Origin of the sequence: Arsenophonus sp. aPb (assembly GCF_029873475.1) — a bacterium.
Taxonomy (GTDB): Bacteria; Pseudomonadota; Gammaproteobacteria; order Enterobacterales; family Enterobacteriaceae; genus Arsenophonus.
In genome coordinates, this window is sequence record NZ_CP123499.1 from 360,608 (window position 1) to 380,195 (window position 19,588).

Here is a 19,588-nt window from a genome sequence, read left to right on the forward strand (position 1 = left end):
TTTCGTCTAGTTATTGTTCATTGAATACGTGCTAACGTTAAGCTCTAATATTACCTGAGATGGTGGATACGGTTTGTTGGCTATATTCGATCATCTTATTGAGAATTTGCATCATTTTATTCTTTACCTCTTCATTGATATTTTCTTCCCGTTGATGGGTTTCGCCGGTAGCATTATTAATTTGTTGCTCAGTTTCTAAAATACGCTGGTTACCCTGTTCTTTAATTTGCCCAGAAGCTAAGGGCTGCTGAGTCATTTGGCTGATTGGGTTTGATAAGTTGCTGACGGCATTTCCGGCTATCAGTGAGCTATTTTGAGGACTGCCAATAGTGTTGCTGGTAGTTTGCGACAGCCCTTTAAGACTGATCCCTGCACCGGCGATTGTCATTCCCAGATTTAAAGAGCTACCGGCGATAGCACTTGTCAATAGTGAGCCGGCTTCTGTGTATTTACTGTCTTTAACTTTTTCGCTGGATTGTAATGTGGTAATTTTAAGTTTATCGCCACTTTGACGGCTTTTGGCGTTAAGTTCTCTTAATGTTGCTGATATTTTATTAAGTAGCGCTAGTAATTGCACATCACTAGTACCTAATAAATTCATTACTATAGGCGGTGATTTTTCTAAACGATCGATTAACGCCTCGGCATCTTTTTCCACTGTTGGTGGTGTGAGAAGTGGTAAATTGGTTTGATTGATTTGTTCTTTGGTTGTTTGTTCAATCTGCTGTTGTGCTGTTTTGCTAGCCAAGATCTGAGAGGCTATTTTGTCAGACGTTGAGTTAGGTTCTGTAATGTTTTTAACATCCAATGGAGTTATTGGCGCAACAGAATGTTTAGTGATTGCAGGAGTAATAGTTGTCATGATTAAGTCCTTTTTATACCATGGTGTTTAAGTTATGAGTAATATATTTACCGGTATGTAGGCTTTGGCTGCCCATTTCGCCAATTTTGCGCATTAACTCAGCCAAAGTTTCCATCTCCTTGGCAAAGTTATCCATCACTTGGTTGAGCAGTTTATCCAGTTGAGCCATTATTTGGTTAATGACCGTTAAATCGCCTAACCGTTTGATAACATCAGCTTCTAAATTTGCAGCGTGGAGATTTAAGCCGGCACTAGTATTAGCATTAACAACAGAAAGACCGATTAAGCTTTTTTGTACCATTGAGGTATTGATATATTGAGCCAATTTATTTTTCATGTTACTGATTAATGTATTATTGATAGTTTTATCCAGTAAGTTATTGCATGCTTGTTTGATAGCAATAGCAATCATTTTGCTGGTATCGTTACCGACGATGCGTGCTAAGTTACTCAATAGATTGTTGATCATTTTATCCAATAATTGATTTAGGGCGCGTTTAAGCTTATCAGCGATAATTTTACCAATCATTTTACCCGCCACACTGGCTAATTTAGCTGAGCCAATGGCAGCAGCAATCATTGTCACTGCAACAATAATCGTGGCGACAATGTCGGTTATCTCTTTGGCCTGTTTTTTCAGTTCGGCGATTTCACTTTCTGATGCTCCATTTAATTTAGCTTCACTAACCGCGATTTGGCATAGAAAGTCAGAGATCGATTCTGCTATTTTCATCATTGCTTCACCGACTGGCGCTAATGCTTTATTCATAAAAGAGCCCCCACCGGCTGCCTGACAGATGGTATCCGCGGCCAATAAGGCGATCCCGATCGCGGCTAAAGCCAGGCTGGCACCACCAGTAAAAGCAGCGGCCACAACACCAACCGCTGCAATTAACCAGGAAAAAATTTGGCTACCAATCGCCATCCATTTACGCGCTTCTTCTGCTTTACGGATTTTTTCATCAATATCCTGTGCGCGTTTTTCTGCCTGGATTTCAGTCATGCGTTGCATTTCTTGCAAAATTTCTCGTTGGCTATTCATGCTCTCCAGTGTAAGTGAGCCAAGCAACTCACGCATTTTTGCCATCAGATAAGTGAGTTTGGCGCTGCCTTGCAGATGCTGTGATTCCAGTTCGATTAATGTTTTAAAGGTGGCTAGTTTTAAACTGAAAATACTTTTTTCAGCTTCATTCAGTTGCTCGGCGATGTCAGTGTCATTTTTAAGATTAGCCAGTCGATCACGCTGATCTTCTGTATCACGCACCAGGCTTTTATAAGCGCCTTGGGCGTAAGAGATAGAGCGTAATGTCCGCTCATCATAATCCATCGAATAACGCATAGCGTTATACCATTCTGTACCGATAATACCGTTGTCACGCCATTTCTTATTGGTTTGACTAATGCTATCACTAAAAATAGGTTTCAGACGATTATGTTCAATACCTTGGCAGAATTGTTTAATGGCGAGTTTTTTTGGTTAAGTTCATCAACAGATAATTTGGCATTAGTTAAATCTAACTTCAACCATGGAAACTCTTCTTCTAACAGTTTGCTCATCTTTTGTCGATCGGTGAGCCGATTTTTTCCGGCGATAGCTTGTCTAAACCGCTCACTGAGCCCATGATTTTCAAAGAGATTGTCCAGTGCATTAGCATCAGCTTTAGTTTGTTCATGTAACCCACTTGCGACACGTAGCCAACTGTCAATAAAATCATCTCGATGCTGATTGAGGTTTTTTTCAACTTGTAGGTAGATGTGTTCAACTTTTTTAGCTTGTTGAATCTGATGATTCAACTGGGCTTGAATTTTCCATTGGGTAAGATTTTCGCGTAGATTTTTGATCTCATTTTTACCGATCAATTGTTGATATTGTTTCATTAATAACAGTAATTGAGCATTATTATCTGCGGTAGATAAAGAATTATCTGTGGGTGGAGTAAGGATCGGTATATTTTTATCAGATTGATTTTGACTGGCAGTTTTTTTTTGTTCGTTTTCAATTACACTATTGACTTGTTGAATGATATTTTTTTGTAGCGTGGTTAATTGGTTGACCAGATTATTATCCGCGCTTATATCTTGCTTTACAGCAGTAAAAGGATGTGCTTTGTTAGCTGTTAATCGGTTAATTTCTACCATCTTTAGGTCATCCTTGATTATCGTCATTTGATGGAGAGGTTGTTAAGAGTTCAAGATAGGCTTGCGCTCTATTCTTTAACTCTTGATCGCTGCTATGTTGATAAACTTTCTGAAAGCAGTATTTAGCTTTTTCTTTTTCACCGATAATAAGATTACATTGTCCACCGTAGAACATTGGGCGGTAGTCATTATCCCCATGTACATAAGCCAGCGCGTAGAGATCAAGCGCTGTTTCATACTGTTTTTGTAGCTGTTTAACCGCTCCTAATCCCATAATGTAATCGCTATTATTGAAATCATATAAGCAGAGAAAACGAAAAAAGGTTTCAGCTTCTTCTAATTTACCTTGTTGATAAAAATCATATGCAAAGCGGTAAACACCATCCATCAGTTCAGCGGGTATGCCTTCTAAATCCTTCAAGCTGGCACCTTGCTGTAGGGCTTCTGTTACCAGTTCAGTATACTCATCCAATTGAACATCGGTGTTATTATCATTTCGGTTGGTCGTATTTTGCTGTTCCATAGCATCTTCTCGCTTTATTTATAACAGAGTAAAGGAATTTAAGCGGTTTAACTTGCAAAAATCCGCCAAGTTAACAAAAGCATTAAGGTTTTTGCTCACTGTTTTCTGTCTCTATTGGTGAATTTTCCAGTATGGCGGCCATTTCAACCTGCTTTAACCAGATAAAAATATCAATCACATCAAGTAAATCCTGTTTTACTACGGTTTCGTATAATCTGTAGCGGTGATAAATTTGGCGTGCCAGTTTGACGTTACGCACAATTGGGATACCTATCTCTTTGGCATAGGCTTGTACCGCCAGTGCATATTGGTTCGCCATGCGAACCGCGACTAGCGGTAATATGCTGTTATCAGGATCAAAATAGATACCAATGGCAATATGAGTCGGATTGGCTAATATCATTGATGATTGTGCTATTGCTTGTTTAGTTTCAGCGTTGAGTAGTTCTTGATGAGCACCGCGACGGGCCGATTTTATTTCTGGATTACCTTCGTTTTCTTTGTATTCCCGTTTTACTTCATGCTTTTCCATTTTCATCTCGCTGTGATGGAGAAAATATTCACACAGGGCATCTAGAAACAAGATAGGGAGTGAAAATAGCAGAAAAAATGAGACAAATTTCAGCGTTAAAATACGCCAATCATAAATAATATGCCAAATCGTTTTTCGTTGGGTGAATAATAGTGTCGATTGGTATGATTGAATAAAAAAATAACAGCTACTAATAAAAATAGCTAAAAATAGTAATGCCTTGAATAGGTTTTTGAGAGCCCGTTTATCCACGAGACGTTTTATTCCTTGCACGATATCCAGTTTTTTAAAATCTAACTTAATAGCCTCAGTTGCCAGAATAAATTTTGACTGAATCAGTGATGGAATAATGGCCGCTAATGCACTGATAAATATCACCGGTAGCACAATCGATAAAAATAACGAAATTAATGCATTGATAAAACTTTGCGGGTTAATATTGTGAGGATTTAATAAAATATGCTGATAAAAATAAATAAATTGATCAAATTCGAGATAAAACCCTAATACACAGGTGCCAGCAAAGTAGGCACAACCGGAGACTAAATCTTTGCTTTTAAAGGATTGACCTTTTTTAGCTGAATCACGTAATTTTTTGGCCGTTGGTTTTTCTGTTTTTTCTGCCATCAGTTGCCCACTATAATTATTGCTGAAATTGAAGGTGGGAGCGCTGAAATAAGTGCTTGAGGTAGTGTCGTATTAAACAGAATAAATAGTAGGCCAAAAGCAACGATACTTTTAAGAGTCAATGATAAAGAGAAAGCATTTAATTGCGGGCAAAATAGTGAATAAACGCCCAATCCGATTTCTAGCATAAACAATGCGATTAATATCGGAGCTGACAGGGTTATTGCTAACAAAATGAAACGAGTTAACCATTTCCCTAAGGCGAATAAATCAACATGATTAATTGGGCGACCGATAGGCAGTTGTTGATAACTTTCGATTATTGTTGCGACAAATTCAATCATGCCGCCTTGATTGAGAAACCATGCAACACAGAACATATTGATTAATGATGCGAGTGAAGAAGATTCAGATCCAGTCGTTGGATCAAGCATATCACCAATACTGGCTCCCCTTTGGTTATCAATAAATTCACCTATCGCTGAGGCTAGCCAAAAAGGTGTCGCCATTAAGATGCCCATAGTTAAACCGATGAAGAGTTCAACAACAAATAACGCAATAAATTGGCTGGTTGATTGCCATGTTGGGATGACTATCAATGGTGATAAACAAAGGGTAAGTAATAAAATGATAATCCCTTTTAAGGATAAATTGGTTAGTATGCGATCACTTAAAAAAGGCAACATAAAAAATAGTGGCGCCAGACGGGCAAAAATTAGTAAATAATTGAGTAATAAATTTTGTAGCGCTAAATAAAGTTTCATCATCGCACTCAGATCCCTGCGCTGAAACCAAGATTAAACATTTCAGTGGCATAAGCGATAACTTTTTCCGTTAACCAACTGGCTTGCATTAATAAGCAGATAAAAACGGCCACTAGTTTTAAACCGAAAGGTAATGTTTGCTCCTGGATCTGGGTAACGGTTTGTAATAACCCAATAATCAAACCAATAGCGGTAGCGACCAGCACAGGTAATAATGACAGGATCAGGATCAAATAAAGCCCTTTACTCATTGCATAACTCATATCCATATTATTTGACTGCCATTAAGTCTAAGTATTGCGAAATTAGCCCTTTTGATAATAAAGACCAACCATCCATGGCAACAAATAACACCAGTTTAATGGGTACCGATAGGGTAATAGGGCTCATCATCATCATGCCTAAAGCGAGTAGAATGCTTGATACAACTAAATCAATGACCACAAAAGGTAAGTAAAGATAAAAGCCGATAATAAATGCGCTTTTAATTTCACTCAGGGCATAGGCGGCTAGTAAAGGAATAAGAGAGCCATTTTCCATCGAGTTATCGATTTGATTTTCTGGTTGGGGAACACGTTCTTGCGCGGCGACAAAAAATTTAATCAGTTCTGGATCGGCATATTTATGTAGATATTGACGATAATCCTGTAAACTTTCATCTAAAAACTGATCAAGTAGCACTGGATCAGTAAAAGCATGGGGATTTTCTGTTTGATAATTAACACTATAGTGATAAAAATTTTTGGCCAATGGTGCCATGATAAACAGTGACAAAATTAAAGCAATTGCATTTAACACCATATTGGATGGTACTTGCTGTACCCCTATGGCATTCCTTACCATGACAAACACAATAGAAAACTTTAAATAACAGGTTCCTGCTGCAATCAAAAAGGGAAGTAGTGTGGCAATTGACAGTAGGATGATGATAGAAACAGGATTATCTGTCATGGTGGCTAACCTTCTTGCTTGCTAGATAACAGTGTGTGTAATTCAACAGCAAGTTGTTCACCGACCTGAATCAATTCGCCTTTGGCAAAAATTTGGCCGTTAATTTCTAAAGCGATTGCACAATGTGCATCACTATTAAGTACAAGTTGTGTGCCACTTTGCCAGGATTTTATGGTATTCAAACTAAAGGTCTGCCGCTGTAAAATAAAATTTACTTTCAGCGATAACTGGTTTAAATCAAAAATAGCCGGAGAGGATTCGGAGCTGGCATTATGATCATCCTGATCAGTAACAATGGGTTGAGCTAACATAATATTTCCTTGAGGTTGCCAGGTGTAGTGAAATAACGGTATTGTTTCCACGCTAAGATAGGTTTGGGATTGTTGCAGTAATAAAATATCTCCCGTTTGTAAAGTGTGAAAAAGTGGCTGTTTTAGTCGACTATAACCAATAGAAAATCTAACCTGTAAGGGTAAGTTGGCATAGCCGTTCTCCTTTAGAGGTGCAGTACCATTGGCATCAACAATCAATATCTGGCCTAATGAGCTCGTTATTCTAATCGCATCAATCGGTTGTTGCAGGTAGTCAAACTGGGTGACTTGAATTTCAAATTCACCTAATTGCGGAATTAAGATAGTGGTAAGTTGTTCTTGTAACAATTCAATTAGATAGCTGGCCGGAATAGAAAGCCAGGGCAGTGGCGCTAACATCGTTAAGTACTGGCTGAGTGCAATCTCAATCGGTAAATAAACGGTTAACTGTAATTTCGGTTGTTGTAACAGTAAGATGAAGCAGTAGCTATCAGTAATAATCTCTTCACCGGGATAATGCGCTGAAAGTGCGATAAATGCTGGTTTTTTATCTGCATACCTGCTGGTTCTAAGTGATAATTTGCCCTTCATGATGATTCATCACCTGATTCATCACTGTTATTGAGTGTGATATTGAACGTGTCAAATAAGGATACTGCCGATGGAGATGCCTTTCGTTTAAATGGCGTTGAAGTATCGACATAACATGGCTATTTGATGCCATAAGTTGAAGATGGTGATTAGCAATCCGATAAATATCAACGTGATGAGTACCTTGCCATTGAGTGAATGTGTAACGTAATTCTGCTTCAGGCAATGAATGGTTAAATGACATAGCAGTTGTTGCTGTTTTGGCGGGAAGCTCTGCCGTTATGTCACTTTGATAACTGGCTGCCGTTGGCGGGGTTGGCCAGCTAGCAAAAGGAGATGAACTGTCGCTATTAGCTAAGTTATTACTATTATCGGTAAGTGATTGGCAATTTTCTTGCTCTGCTAGTTCTATGTTATTTAACTCATTTGTAATCGTTGGCGGTAAGTCGTCTTCTTTTACCGTTTTATGACTAGCACTTTTCAAATCAGTATCACCCGCGGTTAAAAATAATTTAGCAACGGTCTCTTCCTCGATTGGTACAAGTCTATCGTTATCATGATGTTTGGCGGCCGTGGTCAGTTTGATTTTTACATTAATTTGTTGGGTTTCCTCGGGATCACTGATTAGAGTCTGTTTTTCTATCGTTCGCTGATTAATCGGATAGCTTTTTTGATCGGTATCGACGGTTACCGAATGAGGCTGGCAGCTTGAGCGAAAGAAATTTGTTGTTTCAGTATTGGTGAAAGGTAGGTTAATAGGAATCACTAACTCAGTGGCAAGCAACTCTTGTTGTTCTTGTTGTTGATCATAAATCGTTATTTCAGTTGGTAGCGCGCTAATAAGAATGGATTGTAATAAGGTTAATTTTTCATCAATTGCTTTTGATAAATAGGTATTATTTATCTGTGCATTATGGCAATCCGATGAAGAAAAGGTAGTGCACGGATTATCTGGTAAATAAGATGAACTACTAATAATCTGTTGGGGTTGATGAGTATCAATATTAACCATAAATTGCTAATTCCTGTAATTGTATCTCTTCTCGCGAAGCGGTTTTTAAGCGATGGCATTTTTTTGCCTGCTGATAGCAATGCTTTAATTTTTTCTCTTTTTTTATCAAGTTGTATTGCTGCTGTTGAAGCAAATTTTTTTGTTGATCCAGTTGGGTTATCTTCTGTTCAATTAATGCTATTTCTGCCTGCACTTGATTCGTTTGTGCTTTGACTATCGCTTGCTTCCTTTTACTGTCAAACAAGGCGTTATAGGCTAATTGCCCGATAGGCTCTAATGTTTTGGCTTGTTCGATTAGTTGAGTAAATAAAAAACAAGCTTGTTGATGCCGTTGTTGTTCATTGGTTATTTCTCTATTAATTTGGACGATGGCTAACGCTAATCTAGTTTGTTTTTGTTGTAGTAATTTGAGCGGAGTTTCAAATTTACGCCACGATGCCATAAAGCTCCTTAAGCGATTGAGAAAACGAACAAGATTGATGCCATGATTGCTGTAGAAATTGCTCGATGGCACTTTTCTTCTTGATAACTTGGTCATGATCATGATTTTCTCCAGCGCGATACTCCCCCAATTCTTGTAAGAGTTTTAGTGATGCTAATTGGGTAAGATAATGACGAAAATCTCGTGCAGCGGTTTGCTGCTGTTGCTCAGTGATTTGTTGAAACAGACGGCTGGTACTGCGTAAAATGTCGATGGCCGGGTAATGTCCTTGTGCTGCTAATTGTTGAGAAAGGTAAATATGGCCATCGAGAATAGAACGTATTTCATCGCCAATCGCATCGGGTTCTTCTTCATTTTCCAATAAAATGGTATAAAAAGCGGTTAATGTGCCTTTATTATTTTAATAATCTATTGATTTTTAAAATATAATTAATTTTAATTGCCACAATTTGACCACAGCTTTAGTGGGCTTTATCCTATTATGAGCTCACTTATAGACATTAAATGTAAAGTGAAGATTCATATCAAAAATAAATTATTTATATCGTCGTGATTTATATTTGGTATTATTTGCTTATCTCTTAATCGAGAGGATCAAACATTTATGAATCAAAATACTCCACAAGTTATTCCCAAGGGTTATTGGTGTGATGCAAAAGGTAGGCTGATCCCTGAATCTATTATTAAAGACATTGACAAGGAAAGAGACACATTAGTTTCTGATTTAGTTAAACAGGCTAAATCTGTTAGTCATGATTTAAGCAAGTTTAAATTTCGTGCTTTTTCGGATATTCAGGCACTCATTGACTTGTCTGGTGAGAAATATGGTGCCGCTATGGGTGGCAAGAAGGGTAATATCACGCTGTATTCCTTTGATGGTCGCTATAAAGTGCAAAGAGCGATGCAAGACCGGATCGCCTTTGATGAACGCTTACAGGCGGCCAAACAGCTTATTGATGAATGTCTAGCGGATTGGACAGAGGGTGCCCGCCCTGAAATCCATGCTATTATCAGTCAAGCATTTGCTACCGATAAAGAGGGTGAAATCAATACAGCGCGCGTCTTAGCATTGAGACGACTGGAAATAGAGGATGAACGCTGGAAAAACGCCATGAACGCAATCAGTGAAGCATTGCAGGTAGTGGGTAGTAAATCTTACATTCGTATTTATGAACGGATTGGCAATACAAATCAGTATCGGCAAATTGCTTTAGATATTGCAGCTGTTTAATCCCAATAAATATTTTTTGATAAGTTATAGCTGATGTTTATCTTTTAATAATCATAAATTATAATAGTTACTAATTTTTATTTAAAGATTAGTAACTATATTTATAAATTTAATAAATAGTGATTACAAAATATTGGTTCTTTATTCAAAAAAACACAGTGTTTAAATTGTCTTAAATTAGCATATGAAGTATTTATTTCTTCTAATTCACCTAATTTTAAGTTATTACTATTAAATATTTTTACATCAATTGAACGAATATATTGATTATATTTTTCAGAAAAATTATGAAAATTATTTCCTATATAATATATTATTAATATGGTTTGCCTCACTCCCGATGGATTATAATCTATTATTAATTTTTTATAATGAGAATTTATATAATTTACATTTAAAGACTTTAATTTCATTGCTTCAATGATACAGTATAATTTAGCCCTATTTAAAATTATTAAATCTAATTCACCACTATTGTTACCTGTCTGTGATTTACCTTCACGAGTTTGATCTCTTATAACATATTTTTTTAATTCAAGTTTTTCTTTGACAAAGTCATTCAGTTCATCTTCTTTTTTAGCACGATAACTTTTCCTTGATAGTATATTTAAAATAAATTGAATATCGTTGTTTAGTTGTGTATAAGATAAAAAGCTACCAGATAGATATTCAGGTAGACCATACCATAATTGTTGTATATGACAAAAGTTAAAAAGATGAATTTCTTTATTCTTTAATTTCTCTAAATAATCAGTAAAATCATTATTATCATAAGCTAGATAACTTTTATTAAAAGTTGTTGTGGCGTTTTTAGTTATTTGAAACATTAATTCATTAATTTTATTATCTTCATTATTATTCAATTCACACTCTAATAACTTACCCTTATTTGCTCTTAAAAGAGTGAATATAGCTTTAATTATTTCGAAATTTTCAGGACTATTTTCTTTAATTCTATAATAGTATTCACATTCTAATATACCAAAGTTATCAATTAAAATAATTGCTCCTGAACTTACTAAGTAACTACTAAAAAATGGATTAGATATGTAATTTTCCATAAATTTAGGACAAATACAATGTGAATGATTCATTTTATTAAATCTCTTTACACTTTTTCATTTTTTCTAATTTCATAGATTGAATAGCTAACGTATCATTTATTTCTACATCCATAAAATCTTTAGGATAAGAAATATCACCATTTGAATTAATAGATATTTTTTTTAATTCACTAGATGTATTTTGACCATTTCTTTCAACATGATAAATTGCAGTGTCATCTAAAGTTAATCTATTTTCTTTATCAACAATTCTTAATCTTATTCTTCTGATAATGGTTTCGCTATGTGTTTCTATCAAAAATCTTTTTTTATCATCTAATGCTATATTTATTAGTGCATCAATAAGCCATGCTTGCATTCTTGGATGTAAATGGATTTCTGGCTGTTCAATTATAGTTAACGAATTTTTTGGAGAAAGAAAACATTGTACTAATATTGGCAGTGCCTGTGAAATTCCAAAACCAACATCGGTCAATTCTAAATCTATAGATGAGTTTTGATTGACTACAATTTTATGTATAATATCATTTACTTTTATAATTCTAATCTCTATATTAAATTCTAAAAAAAGATCATTTATTTTATCAAGGATAGTAGGATTATTTTTTAGTACTTCAGCAAGTTCTGTACCATTAGAAGAGTCAAGTTGTTCATGATGAATAGATTTATCCAATAAATAGTATCTTTGAGGAAATGCTCTTAACGGAGTAACATGGTTTACTGCATTATCAACAAAACTGGATATTAAATTATCTATTGAATATTTAATAATCATAGTTAAATAAAGAGATATGTAATTATTTGTTTTTTTTATAAAAGTTGATGGGTGAAATATATTCGTATCTATGTCTTTTACTATATGAAAATTATTTAGATTAATTTGATTATAAAATTCTTTTTTTGAGCTATGCAATACTTTGTTTTCAATCAATTCTGAAAATAAAGTTGTTTTGTTTTTTTTATTATCAATGCATATTATTAGTTCATTTTTTGAGTTGAATAATTCTATTTTTTTTATTTCTAGTTTCTTTTTCGAGTTTTTATATTCATATTGATAAGATATTTTTTTTGCAGAAAGATTTTTGGATGATATATTTATTATTTTTGTTAAGAAATAATTTATTTTAGATGTAGACATGTCATTTAAATGACTTAATATTTCATTATAAATTACTTTATCTTTGTTTTTGAATTTATCTATATTATTATGGCAAATATTAATTGCTAGCTTTAAAAAATTATTTAACTTTACTAAATTTTCTTCTTTGAGTATAGAGTCTCTAAAATAAAAAATTTGCATTTTACGAATGAAGTTTTTATGTTTTTTAAAATTTTCTTTTGATATTTTATCTAGTTTTACATTATTTTCATATATTCGAGATACAATTCTAGCTATTTCATAGTGTGACATAATCAATTCTTTTTTTAACTCATCAATTAACACTTCTATGTTTTTAGTGTTATTTACTTCAATAGAAAAAGACATTTTATTATTTTTGTCTTTATTTTTTAGTATATTTAATGCCTCTCCCATTACGATTCTTTTACCATTCAATCTTAATACAGAATCAAATGTATGAGTAGATTCACATGTTTGAGATAACAATAAGATTGAATTTATTATAGCGCTTTTGCCACAACTATTTGCACCTAGTAGTATGGAGATGGGTTTTAGTTCCAAATCGAAATAATCAAATGCTTTATAATTTTTGCTACAAAATTTGTCTATCATAAAGATCCTCCAAGATATTAACTATAAAACAATAGATAAATGACGCAATAATATTTATTATTTTTTGTGATTTAATTCCCATCTATATTAGCTATACTATATTTTTTAAAGTTTTTTATTAAAAAATATACTATTTAATGTTTTCATTGATGGAAATATTTTAATTAATTAGATAATGCTTTAAAATATAAACATAATATTTAATATTTCATAACAAATAGCTATTTATTTTTATATATAAAAATTTCATTTACTAATAAATAAGTGATTATCTCTCTAAATGATGATCAATGATTTTAAAATGATCACCATACTTATTCAGACAGTGGATAGTCGGCTGATGAGGTAGGGAATTGGATTCTTCCTCTTTTTCGATGTTCTGTTCGCCCTTTTTCTCAATTTCATCCGGTGCCAGTGGTCGTCGGATAATAGCGTAAAGACTCTCCAGTGTTTTAAAGGTACAGGAGCACTCAATATTTCTGCACTGATGATAGCTCTCTTTAGTTGTTTTAGACGCATAATAACTGGAACGCACATGCGCCGTTTCACCGCAAACAGGACATCGCATCGCCATAGATAAGCTCGCTCTTAGTTAATTAAATCACTTAAGTGATTCTATTGTTAATAATAACAGCATTTAGGCTTTTTTAGAAAGATGTGCCTTTTTAGTTTCCCAGGGTGTTGGCTGATATTGCCGGTCAAGATAGACGTTATCGTCCAGTTGAAAATTGATTTCCAAAGGCAGCGCTTTTATGTCATCACCGCTTAAATCCGTCTGCCAGTGGGTCATCAGCTTGTGAGTAAAATTATTAAACATGACCTGTTTATCATTGACGCCCTCATAAACACAGGATAGCCCCGCTTTACGGGTTTCATTCACATTAAGGGCATAGTAATAAAAACGCATCACACTATTTAAAGTCTGACCATGTTCACGCATAAAGTGTTGAAACAGATAGTCGGCATAATGGGTAAGCAGTTCACTGCGTGCATCGATTAACTGACCGGCCGCAATGCCAAGTTGATGCTGGTAGGGAGTGATGTCTTTTTCTGTGGCCGCAATCAGTTTGTCGAACTCTTCTAGCGTCTCTTTAGCTAACACGCATTCTGTGCGTAACGCTTTCATTGGTTTGGTCATTTCACCCTTATTTTGGTGAAAGAGCTGGCGCCATTGTGCATTGTTCGCTTTGAGTGTTTTTTCTGTTTCGGCTTTTCTGTTTTTAATCTGTTTAATTGTATTTTCTTTTTCAGCTAAAACCTGTCCGGCCTGTTTATAAGCCTGTTCTTTTTTCCTAAAGTCCGCCACATAAGGTTGAAGGGTGGCAGGTAATTCGCTATGGCTGGTCATGATGAAATCTCGAAGGGATATTTTTTCGCATTGTGCGGCTAACAATACAAAAAAGGTATCAACCGGATTTGTATGATGAATATTACAATAGGGGAACTTTCGTTAACGGAGTAGTGATAATGATAGAGATAAATATTGATGGCAAAAGTGTGACATTGAGTGAACAGGAGGCTTTTTCCCTGTGTCAAAAAATTCAACAGGAATTAACCGAGCCACTTAAAAATGGACGCGTGCATACCTTTGGCCATAGCACAATTCACATCAGCCAGAAAAGTAACCCTTCCGATAGCGTTCTGACCGACTGTTAATCACGGACAAAAGACTGTCTGAACAGTAAATAGCGACCTGACAAGGTGGCTATTTTTTATGGTTTTCTCCTCTCTGATAGCCTTTGTATTACTTCCTGTCATATCACATCGATAATGTTGTTTTTCTGTTAATGCTAAAAATCACAAAATCTCAGGGGGATGGGGGGTACGTCGGAAAACCCTTACAATCCTTACAACCGGTAAAACAGGGTCTAACTTATTGAAAAATAACAAACTGAATGTAAGGATAAAACCCTTACAAACGCTTACTAAATCCTTACAGTCAATAAAATCAATGAGTTAGTTATTTTAGTTGTAAGCGTTTTTAATCCTTACACGTAAGGGTTTTGTAAGCCTTTTGTAAGGGTTTGCGTGATGAGAATAATTATTTAAAAACAGTAAGTTATTGGTTATTTTTTCAGTTGTAAGGATTGTAAGGGTTTTCCGACATATACCCTAAAATTTTGAAGTCTATTAATAATGATTAAAAAATAAACTTAAATGATTTATTTTTGTTATTTATTTATTATTTTTTTGTTTTTGACAGTAATTTGACCATGATGGCCTAAAAACCACTTATTAAGGTTAAAACATGAACAAAAATGTCTAGGCTCAGGGGCACAAATATTGGCGTGTATAAAAGTGCAAGTTTTTGCGTAATTTTGCGTAATTTTTTTGCACTTGTTAACCGCAAGGTAGGCCAGATATAGTCTTGGTTTACGACGGTTATGCAGGTGCATAGAAAACGCTACATTTAGTGGGCAGGCGTGGCGGGGCTATGACTGCGATTTTCTACGTTTTTTTATCATTCGCTGCGCAAAATTTCGATATCAAAAGAAAATGTTGTTTACTAAAAACGATGAATGGTTATTTGTGAATATTAAATCTATTAGGGTGACTTGATGAAAAACAAAAAAATAATTCAATTTTATTGTGCAATTAAAACGGCCATAAAATAAAAAACGATTAACATTTAATATCATAATTTTATTTTACTTTAATAAATATAAATTTATATTATTTTTAACATAAGTACAATGATTTTTTAAATATAACAATTTGTTACTTAAGTGAAATTTATTTATCATGGTTTTTATTTTTAATTAAATGGGAAAGTATAAAATATTATGTGAACATAAAAATGAAGAATTTAAAAAGTTCTTTAATTAAATTTCTTGAAAACAAGTTTTCTTTATTTTTTATTTCTGGAGGTTGTTATGAGTTCATCTAATATTTGGGATGATTTTTATCGCCTAACTCATTTAAGTATTGATTTTCCAAATTCAGTTAATAATAAAGCTGCAATTTATGGTAATGGTAGGAATCAAGTAGAGGTTATGGTTACTCTACGCATAGTAGATAAAAATCTTTCACCTATTTTATTAAAAGAAAATGATGTAAAAGAACATATTTTTCTTTGTGACTTTTTTTCGGGTAATGACCTGAAATCGGGCTGGAAAATATCCGACAAAGATAATGGATATAATAAAGTGATTGAATATATCCAACGTGCTGATAGTCAAAATGAAAAAATTGAAGTAATGGATGATGGTTTTATTAGTATCCATAAGTTTGTTTCCTGTGACAGACAGGATAATGGAGTTGTTATTGCCGGTGGTGTTGACATTCCCGGTGTAGGTAAATTTAATACTTCTCAATTTGGTACATCGACCAAAAATGGGCCAAATGGCAAAGAAGGCAATGAATTTAAAAACCCGAAAAACATTACCATTACTGCTAGAGAACCCATTCGTTACAGTGATAAAGATAATATTACGATACAAACAGGTATATTATCTGAAATTGCTGATTTAAATTATCAAACTTTTTATTCTAGTAACTCTCCTTCTTCCTATAAGGGAAAAATGATGAGTTCGATTATTAAAATTCTTCCAAGTAAAGAAACTGGCGTAAATAATTTTTTTAAAGAACATGTTATTTCTTATTATCCAATAAAAAATAAGGATATAAGTCAGGAAATGCATGTTGTAAGAAGTCCACAGGTTTTTAAATGTTTTTCTATCTTTAAAGAGCCTCATTATCCTTGTGCGGTTATTGGAAAATATCAGGAAAATAGTTATCAGGTGAATTTATGGTATTCAATGAACGATATTATCGATATTGATGGCTTTTATATACTTGATGATAAGAATAGTAATTATCCTACTAAATATCTATGTAATCCAAAAGTAAAAAAAGAATATATCGATGATAAAAACGGTGCTGTTAACTTAATTTTATATAAGAATACCATTCCGGTTACCAGTAATTTATATCAACAAGGTTGGAAAGATTTAGTTAATAACCCTGTCATTAAGGTTGTTGATAGTTTTGGTAATGAAGGAAATATCGAATTAACATTCGATAACAAAGATCACTTTGATGTACCGGCTATTGTTTAGTTTAAATTGAGTTTTTAAACACAATAAAAAAGCCCTGTCTATCAGGGCTTCGTTAAACAGGGTAGCATCATTCAGGCTGTCCGCTTTTCAAAAATCCAGCATTCAACCACCTCGGGTTTTTTTAGTGTGCTGCCAATGGGTAACGAGGTATTATAATTAGCATTGACTCTACTTCGCATACTTTTGGTGCGTATAAATTTCCGCACCTTGCCCATTTTAAGCCGTTTTTTCATGGCCACAATATCCAGGAAAGGCTGCCGCTTTTCACTGGCAACCTGTGCCAGTTGATTGAAGTTAACGGCATAAATACCTGCTTTGCTGGCATGATTGACGCCGAAAACACCTTCACTGTCCAGATAATCAAACATTGCCCAAAACTCATTAATATCGTCCGGGTCTTCCTGCACGGCTTTAACCCGTTCTCTGGCCAACTGAACGATAAACGCACGGGTCGCTTCAATCCGTTGTGGGGTGATTGGGATAACCTGAGGCAGCATTTCCAAGAAGGCAATAATTTGCGCATGATTACGGGCAATACGGGTATGATTGATTGCTGGGTCAGCATATAGCTGTTGGTCAATAACTTCATAACGCTGACAGGCTTGATTAAAAATGGTCTCGGCTTTTATCAATGCTTTAGGGACAAAGCCCGACAGGGACTCAATAGCATAACGCTCCAGACGAATAGCGGCCGCTTTGGTGATGGCGGTATGATGGTTTTTATCGGTAGACAGATGAATCAAGCGCTCAGGGATGGCGGTGTCTTCGGTTAAAATTGGGGCATTCTGCGCAATCACAATCGCCCCTCTAAAAATCAGCTCTTCGGTGTCATTACTGCCCCCTTTGCGCCCGACACTGCGTAATAGTCCACTGTCATAAATGTTTTTCAGTTCATTCCAGTCAAATGCCCGTAGTTTGGCATTACCCTGATTACGGTCACTCTCAATTAAGCACACCGGCAGGTTACTGACCTGTGCAAAACTGCGGGCACGTCCGGCTGCGGTAGCCTTCGATGGGTCAAAGCCTTCATAGTTCTCACGGCCAAATAAGCGCCACATAAATTCAAGTAAGGTACTTTTTCCGGTACCCGGTTCACCAAAGATTTCTAAAAAGGGATAGGTCTGTAAATGTTCCCGGATTTGTTCAGCAAATAGTGACCCTAACCAGAAGGCCAGCACCACGTAGCCTTTCACCCCAAATGCCAGCCATAAATCATCAATCCATTGGGTGGTAAACTGCTCGAAATTGAGATTGAGCCGTAAAGCCGGTTGAGAGGCCAGTGTTTTAATGTCTAACTTATCGAGGGAAAAATAATCTTCCTGATTAAGCGAATAGGCTCGGCCATTTTGGATGGCCACCTGATTAAAAATATAGGCATTAACTACCCGGTTATAACCGATATAGTTTTGGGTTTTCACTTCCTTGATAAGCGGTAAGGACCGTTTCAGTATTTTATCCAGTTGTTGGGTGTTACCGGTATAGACGGCTCCTTTAGCAATATGCAGTAACCGTTTTTTAAATTCAGAGGCGCTGGTTAGTTGTGCTGCGGTAAAAGTAGATTTCACCGGTGGCAGACTGCGGGGAAAATCAATATTCAGGTAGTACCAGGATTCGTCGGTCTCTTCGGATTTTTGAAAATAAAGCGGGGTTGGGTAACAGTTGGCAATTTCGGTCACCGCGCCGGATTCCTGCAAGGCTTTTTTCCGGGCAGCGGCTTCGGATAAATGCGGGTCTGAACTCTGGATACGCTCTACGGCTTTCATATGACGTTCAACATCCAGTTTAAACCAGTACAGGCGGTTATCATGTTCAAAGTCGAACTCATGGCGCTCGGTGTGCTGAAACAGCAACAGCGCTTTATCAGAGGCGCTTTTGGCCAGCAATAAATCCCCATAGTAACGGTAACGAATTAAATCTCTACGCGTTAACTGGCCTTTGAGGTGTAAATCATTCCAGTCATACTGCTCACCCCTTTCAGCCGGTCGGGCAGCAGTAGCCGCCCAGCCCGCCTGCTGGCTGCGTGCCACGTATTTTAGTATGGCGTTTTCGCCGGCCTTACCATTATCCAGTGCCCAGACCAGTAAGGGCGGTTTTTTATCGCCCAGTGCGGCTCTGAGCGCCTGTAACGACTGTTCCGGGTAATTGTGGCAACTCATCAGTGACACCGCTACACAGCCATTTTGGGCAAGACTTATTGCATCAAAAATACTTTCCGTTAGCCAGATTTCACTGGCCGTCACCAAGTCCTGTTGGGGTAGCTGCCACCAGACCCCTTTATAGCGGCCAAAAAAGTTAGCTTTGCGGTCAAAGCGGTCAGGCTGGTCAATAATCCGCTCCCAGTAAGCGCCATTGGGTAAGGCAAATTTTACCGTTGCAGCCCCCAGCCCTTTAGCGTGATAACTGGATTCGGTATACAACCCTTTAAGTGGTACAATGTCTAACCCACGTGCTTGTTGTAAATAAGCATCCGCCGCTGCATGCGGGGCGTATTCTGTTTTCGGGTAATGGGCTGACCAGTTATCAAAAATCTCAGGGTAAAGGGATTTAACCATAAATTCCGCCCCACATTTATTTTCACGGCCACAGCGTAATACAAAGGGTTTCTCTGCTGAGGTAAATAATTCCCGCTTTTTGCAATTCGGACAGACCCCTTGGCGTAAATAACCATTTTGTTGTTTAAACTGGAAATCGTGCAGTAATTTTGGTATAATTAAATCTGCAAAAATATGACAGTTCATACGTAAAACTC

At 35.9% G+C, this 19,588-nt stretch carries 20 protein-coding genes; 3 read left to right on the forward strand and 17 right to left on the reverse strand.

Annotated elements, in window-relative coordinates:
- Positions 1-37: 37 nt before the first annotated feature.
- The 12 genes from QE177_RS01525 to QE177_RS01580 form a co-directional block, all read right to left on the reverse strand.
- On the reverse strand, positions 38-862 hold the full coding sequence (locus QE177_RS01525) for a hypothetical protein (RefSeq protein WP_280550990.1): 825 nt from the start codon (positions 860-862) through the stop codon (positions 38-40).
- Between the two features lie 13 nt (positions 863-875).
- Entirely contained in the window at positions 876-2,201 is a 1,326-nt protein-coding gene (sctE, locus tag QE177_RS01530; protein ID WP_280550992.1) for a type III secretion system translocon subunit SctE, read from the reverse strand.
- An 83-nt stretch (positions 2,202-2,284) separates the two neighbouring features.
- Positions 2,285-3,001, reverse strand: coding sequence for a hypothetical protein (locus tag QE177_RS01535; RefSeq protein ID WP_280550993.1), 717 nt, complete (start codon positions 2,999-3,001; stop codon positions 2,285-2,287).
- Between the two features lie 7 nt (positions 3,002-3,008).
- On the reverse strand, positions 3,009-3,524 hold the full coding sequence (gene sicA / locus QE177_RS01540; RefSeq protein ID WP_280550994.1) for a type III secretion system translocator chaperone SicA: 516 nt from the start codon (positions 3,522-3,524) through the stop codon (positions 3,009-3,011).
- Positions 3,525-3,606: 82 nt separating this feature from the next.
- Positions 3,607-4,683, reverse strand: coding sequence for an EscU/YscU/HrcU family type III secretion system export apparatus switch protein (locus QE177_RS01545; protein ID WP_280550995.1), 1,077 nt, complete (start codon positions 4,681-4,683; stop codon positions 3,607-3,609).
- Positions 4,683-5,450, reverse strand: a complete 768-nt coding sequence (sctT, locus tag QE177_RS01550) for a type III secretion system export apparatus subunit SctT (RefSeq protein ID WP_280550997.1) — start codon at positions 5,448-5,450, stop codon at positions 4,683-4,685. The genes QE177_RS01545 and sctT overlap by 1 nt, the downstream gene beginning before the upstream one ends.
- Positions 5,451-5,455: 5 nt before the next feature.
- Positions 5,456-5,716 carry a type III secretion system export apparatus subunit SctS gene (sctS, locus tag QE177_RS01555; RefSeq protein WP_280550998.1) on the reverse strand — a complete coding sequence of 87 codons (261 nt, stop codon included), beginning with the start codon at positions 5,714-5,716 and terminating at the stop codon, positions 5,456-5,458.
- A gap of 1 nt (position 5,717) precedes the next feature.
- Positions 5,718-6,398 (reverse strand): EscR/YscR/HrcR family type III secretion system export apparatus protein, encoded by a 681-nt coding sequence (locus tag QE177_RS01560; RefSeq protein WP_280551000.1) that lies wholly within the window; start codon positions 6,396-6,398, stop codon positions 5,718-5,720.
- A gap of 5 nt (positions 6,399-6,403) precedes the next feature.
- Positions 6,404-7,300: a FliM/FliN family flagellar motor switch protein gene (locus QE177_RS01565; protein ID WP_280551001.1), complete on the reverse strand. Its 897-nt coding sequence runs from the start codon at positions 7,298-7,300 to the stop codon at positions 6,404-6,406.
- Positions 7,278-8,312 (reverse strand): hypothetical protein, encoded by a 1,035-nt coding sequence (locus QE177_RS01570; RefSeq protein WP_280551002.1) that lies wholly within the window; start codon positions 8,310-8,312, stop codon positions 7,278-7,280. Before QE177_RS01570 ends, QE177_RS01565 begins: the two co-directional genes overlap by 23 nt.
- The gene (locus QE177_RS01575; protein ID WP_280551003.1) at positions 8,305-8,754 is read right to left on the reverse strand and encodes a hypothetical protein; all 450 of its coding nucleotides are present in this window, start codon (positions 8,752-8,754) and stop codon (positions 8,305-8,307) included. The genes QE177_RS01570 and QE177_RS01575 overlap by 8 nt, the downstream gene beginning before the upstream one ends.
- Positions 8,738-9,115, reverse strand: a complete 378-nt coding sequence (locus QE177_RS01580) for a hypothetical protein (protein WP_280551004.1) — start codon at positions 9,113-9,115, stop codon at positions 8,738-8,740. The genes QE177_RS01575 and QE177_RS01580 overlap by 17 nt, the downstream gene beginning before the upstream one ends.
- A 243-nt stretch (positions 9,116-9,358) precedes the next feature.
- Between QE177_RS01580 and QE177_RS01585 the strand changes: the two genes are divergently transcribed.
- On the forward strand, positions 9,359-9,985 hold the full coding sequence (locus tag QE177_RS01585; RefSeq protein WP_280551005.1) for a DUF3164 family protein: 627 nt from the start codon (positions 9,359-9,361) through the stop codon (positions 9,983-9,985).
- A gap of 101 nt (positions 9,986-10,086) precedes the next feature.
- Here QE177_RS01585 and QE177_RS01590 read toward each other — a convergent pair whose 3' ends face one another.
- The 4 genes from QE177_RS01590 to QE177_RS01605 form a co-directional block, all read right to left on the reverse strand.
- Positions 10,087-11,079 carry a hypothetical protein gene (locus tag QE177_RS01590; RefSeq protein WP_280551006.1) on the reverse strand — a complete coding sequence of 331 codons (993 nt, stop codon included), beginning with the start codon at positions 11,077-11,079 and terminating at the stop codon, positions 10,087-10,089.
- Positions 11,080-11,083: 4 nt separating this feature from the next.
- Positions 11,084-12,781 (reverse strand): AAA family ATPase, encoded by a 1,698-nt coding sequence (locus tag QE177_RS01595; protein WP_280551007.1) that lies wholly within the window; start codon positions 12,779-12,781, stop codon positions 11,084-11,086.
- A gap of 268 nt (positions 12,782-13,049) precedes the next feature.
- Positions 13,050-13,349 (reverse strand): ogr/Delta-like zinc finger family protein, encoded by a 300-nt coding sequence (locus QE177_RS01600; protein ID WP_348519922.1) that lies wholly within the window; start codon positions 13,347-13,349, stop codon positions 13,050-13,052.
- Between the two features lie 69 nt (positions 13,350-13,418).
- A complete protein-coding gene (locus QE177_RS01605; protein ID WP_280551009.1) occupies positions 13,419-14,129 on the reverse strand; it encodes a hypothetical protein in 711 nt (236 codons plus the stop codon).
- A gap of 119 nt (positions 14,130-14,248) precedes the next feature.
- On the opposite strand from QE177_RS01605, the gene QE177_RS01610 reads away from it, so the two are divergent.
- Positions 14,249-14,437 carry a hypothetical protein gene (locus tag QE177_RS01610; RefSeq protein ID WP_280551010.1) on the forward strand — a complete coding sequence of 63 codons (189 nt, stop codon included), beginning with the start codon at positions 14,249-14,251 and terminating at the stop codon, positions 14,435-14,437.
- A 1,217-nt stretch (positions 14,438-15,654) separates the two neighbouring features.
- Positions 15,655-16,839, forward strand: coding sequence for a hypothetical protein (locus tag QE177_RS01615; protein ID WP_280551011.1), 1,185 nt, complete (start codon positions 15,655-15,657; stop codon positions 16,837-16,839).
- A 71-nt stretch (positions 16,840-16,910) separates the two neighbouring features.
- On the opposite strand, the gene QE177_RS01620 is transcribed toward QE177_RS01615, so the two are convergent.
- Positions 16,911-19,577 (reverse strand): toprim domain-containing protein, encoded by a 2,667-nt coding sequence (locus tag QE177_RS01620; protein WP_280551013.1) that lies wholly within the window; start codon positions 19,575-19,577, stop codon positions 16,911-16,913.
- Positions 19,578-19,588 lie beyond the last annotated feature (11 nt).

Bases quoted from the DNA above. Each gene is read 5' to 3' on its own strand.
- QE177_RS01535 (WP_280550993.1), bottom strand. From the start codon at position 3,001: ATGGTAGAAATTAACCGATTAACAGCTAACAAAGCACATCCTTTTACT.
- QE177_RS01565 (WP_280551001.1), bottom strand. From the start codon at position 7,300: ATGAAGGGCAAATTATCACTTAGAACCAGCAGGTATGCAGATAAAAAA.
- QE177_RS01615 (WP_280551011.1), top strand. From the start codon at position 15,655: ATGAGTTCATCTAATATTTGGGATGATTTTTATCGCCTAACTCATTTA.
- sctT (WP_280550997.1), bottom strand. From the start codon at position 5,450: ATGATGAAACTTTATTTAGCGCTACAAAATTTATTACTCAATTATTTA.
- QE177_RS01545 (WP_280550995.1), bottom strand. From the start codon at position 4,683: ATGGCAGAAAAAACAGAAAAACCAACGGCCAAAAAATTACGTGATTCA.
- QE177_RS01605 (WP_280551009.1), bottom strand. From the start codon at position 14,129: ATGACCAGCCATAGCGAATTACCTGCCACCCTTCAACCTTATGTGGCG.
- QE177_RS01600 (WP_348519922.1), bottom strand. From the start codon at position 13,349: ATGCGATGTCCTGTTTGCGGTGAAACGGCGCATGTGCGTTCCAGTTAT.
- QE177_RS01575 (WP_280551003.1), bottom strand. From the start codon at position 8,754: ATGGCATCGTGGCGTAAATTTGAAACTCCGCTCAAATTACTACAACAA.
- sctS (WP_280550998.1), bottom strand. From the start codon at position 5,716: ATGGATATGAGTTATGCAATGAGTAAAGGGCTTTATTTGATCCTGATC.
- QE177_RS01595 (WP_280551007.1), bottom strand. From the start codon at position 12,781: ATGATAGACAAATTTTGTAGCAAAAATTATAAAGCATTTGATTATTTC.
- QE177_RS01560 (WP_280551000.1), bottom strand. From the start codon at position 6,398: ATGACAGATAATCCTGTTTCTATCATCATCCTACTGTCAATTGCCACA.
- QE177_RS01585 (WP_280551005.1), top strand. From the start codon at position 9,359: ATGAATCAAAATACTCCACAAGTTATTCCCAAGGGTTATTGGTGTGAT.
- QE177_RS01525 (WP_280550990.1), bottom strand. From the start codon at position 862: ATGACAACTATTACTCCTGCAATCACTAAACATTCTGTTGCGCCAATA.
- QE177_RS01570 (WP_280551002.1), bottom strand. From the start codon at position 8,312: ATGGTTAATATTGATACTCATCAACCCCAACAGATTATTAGTAGTTCA.
- sicA (WP_280550994.1), bottom strand. From the start codon at position 3,524: ATGGAACAGCAAAATACGACCAACCGAAATGATAATAACACCGATGTT.
- QE177_RS01620 (WP_280551013.1), bottom strand. From the start codon at position 19,577: ATGAACTGTCATATTTTTGCAGATTTAATTATACCAAAATTACTGCAC.
- QE177_RS01610 (WP_280551010.1), top strand. From the start codon at position 14,249: ATGATAGAGATAAATATTGATGGCAAAAGTGTGACATTGAGTGAACAG.
- sctE (WP_280550992.1), bottom strand. From the start codon at position 2,201: ATGCGTTATTCGATGGATTATGATGAGCGGACATTACGCTCTATCTCT.
- QE177_RS01590 (WP_280551006.1), bottom strand. From the start codon at position 11,079: ATGAATCATTCACATTGTATTTGTCCTAAATTTATGGAAAATTACATA.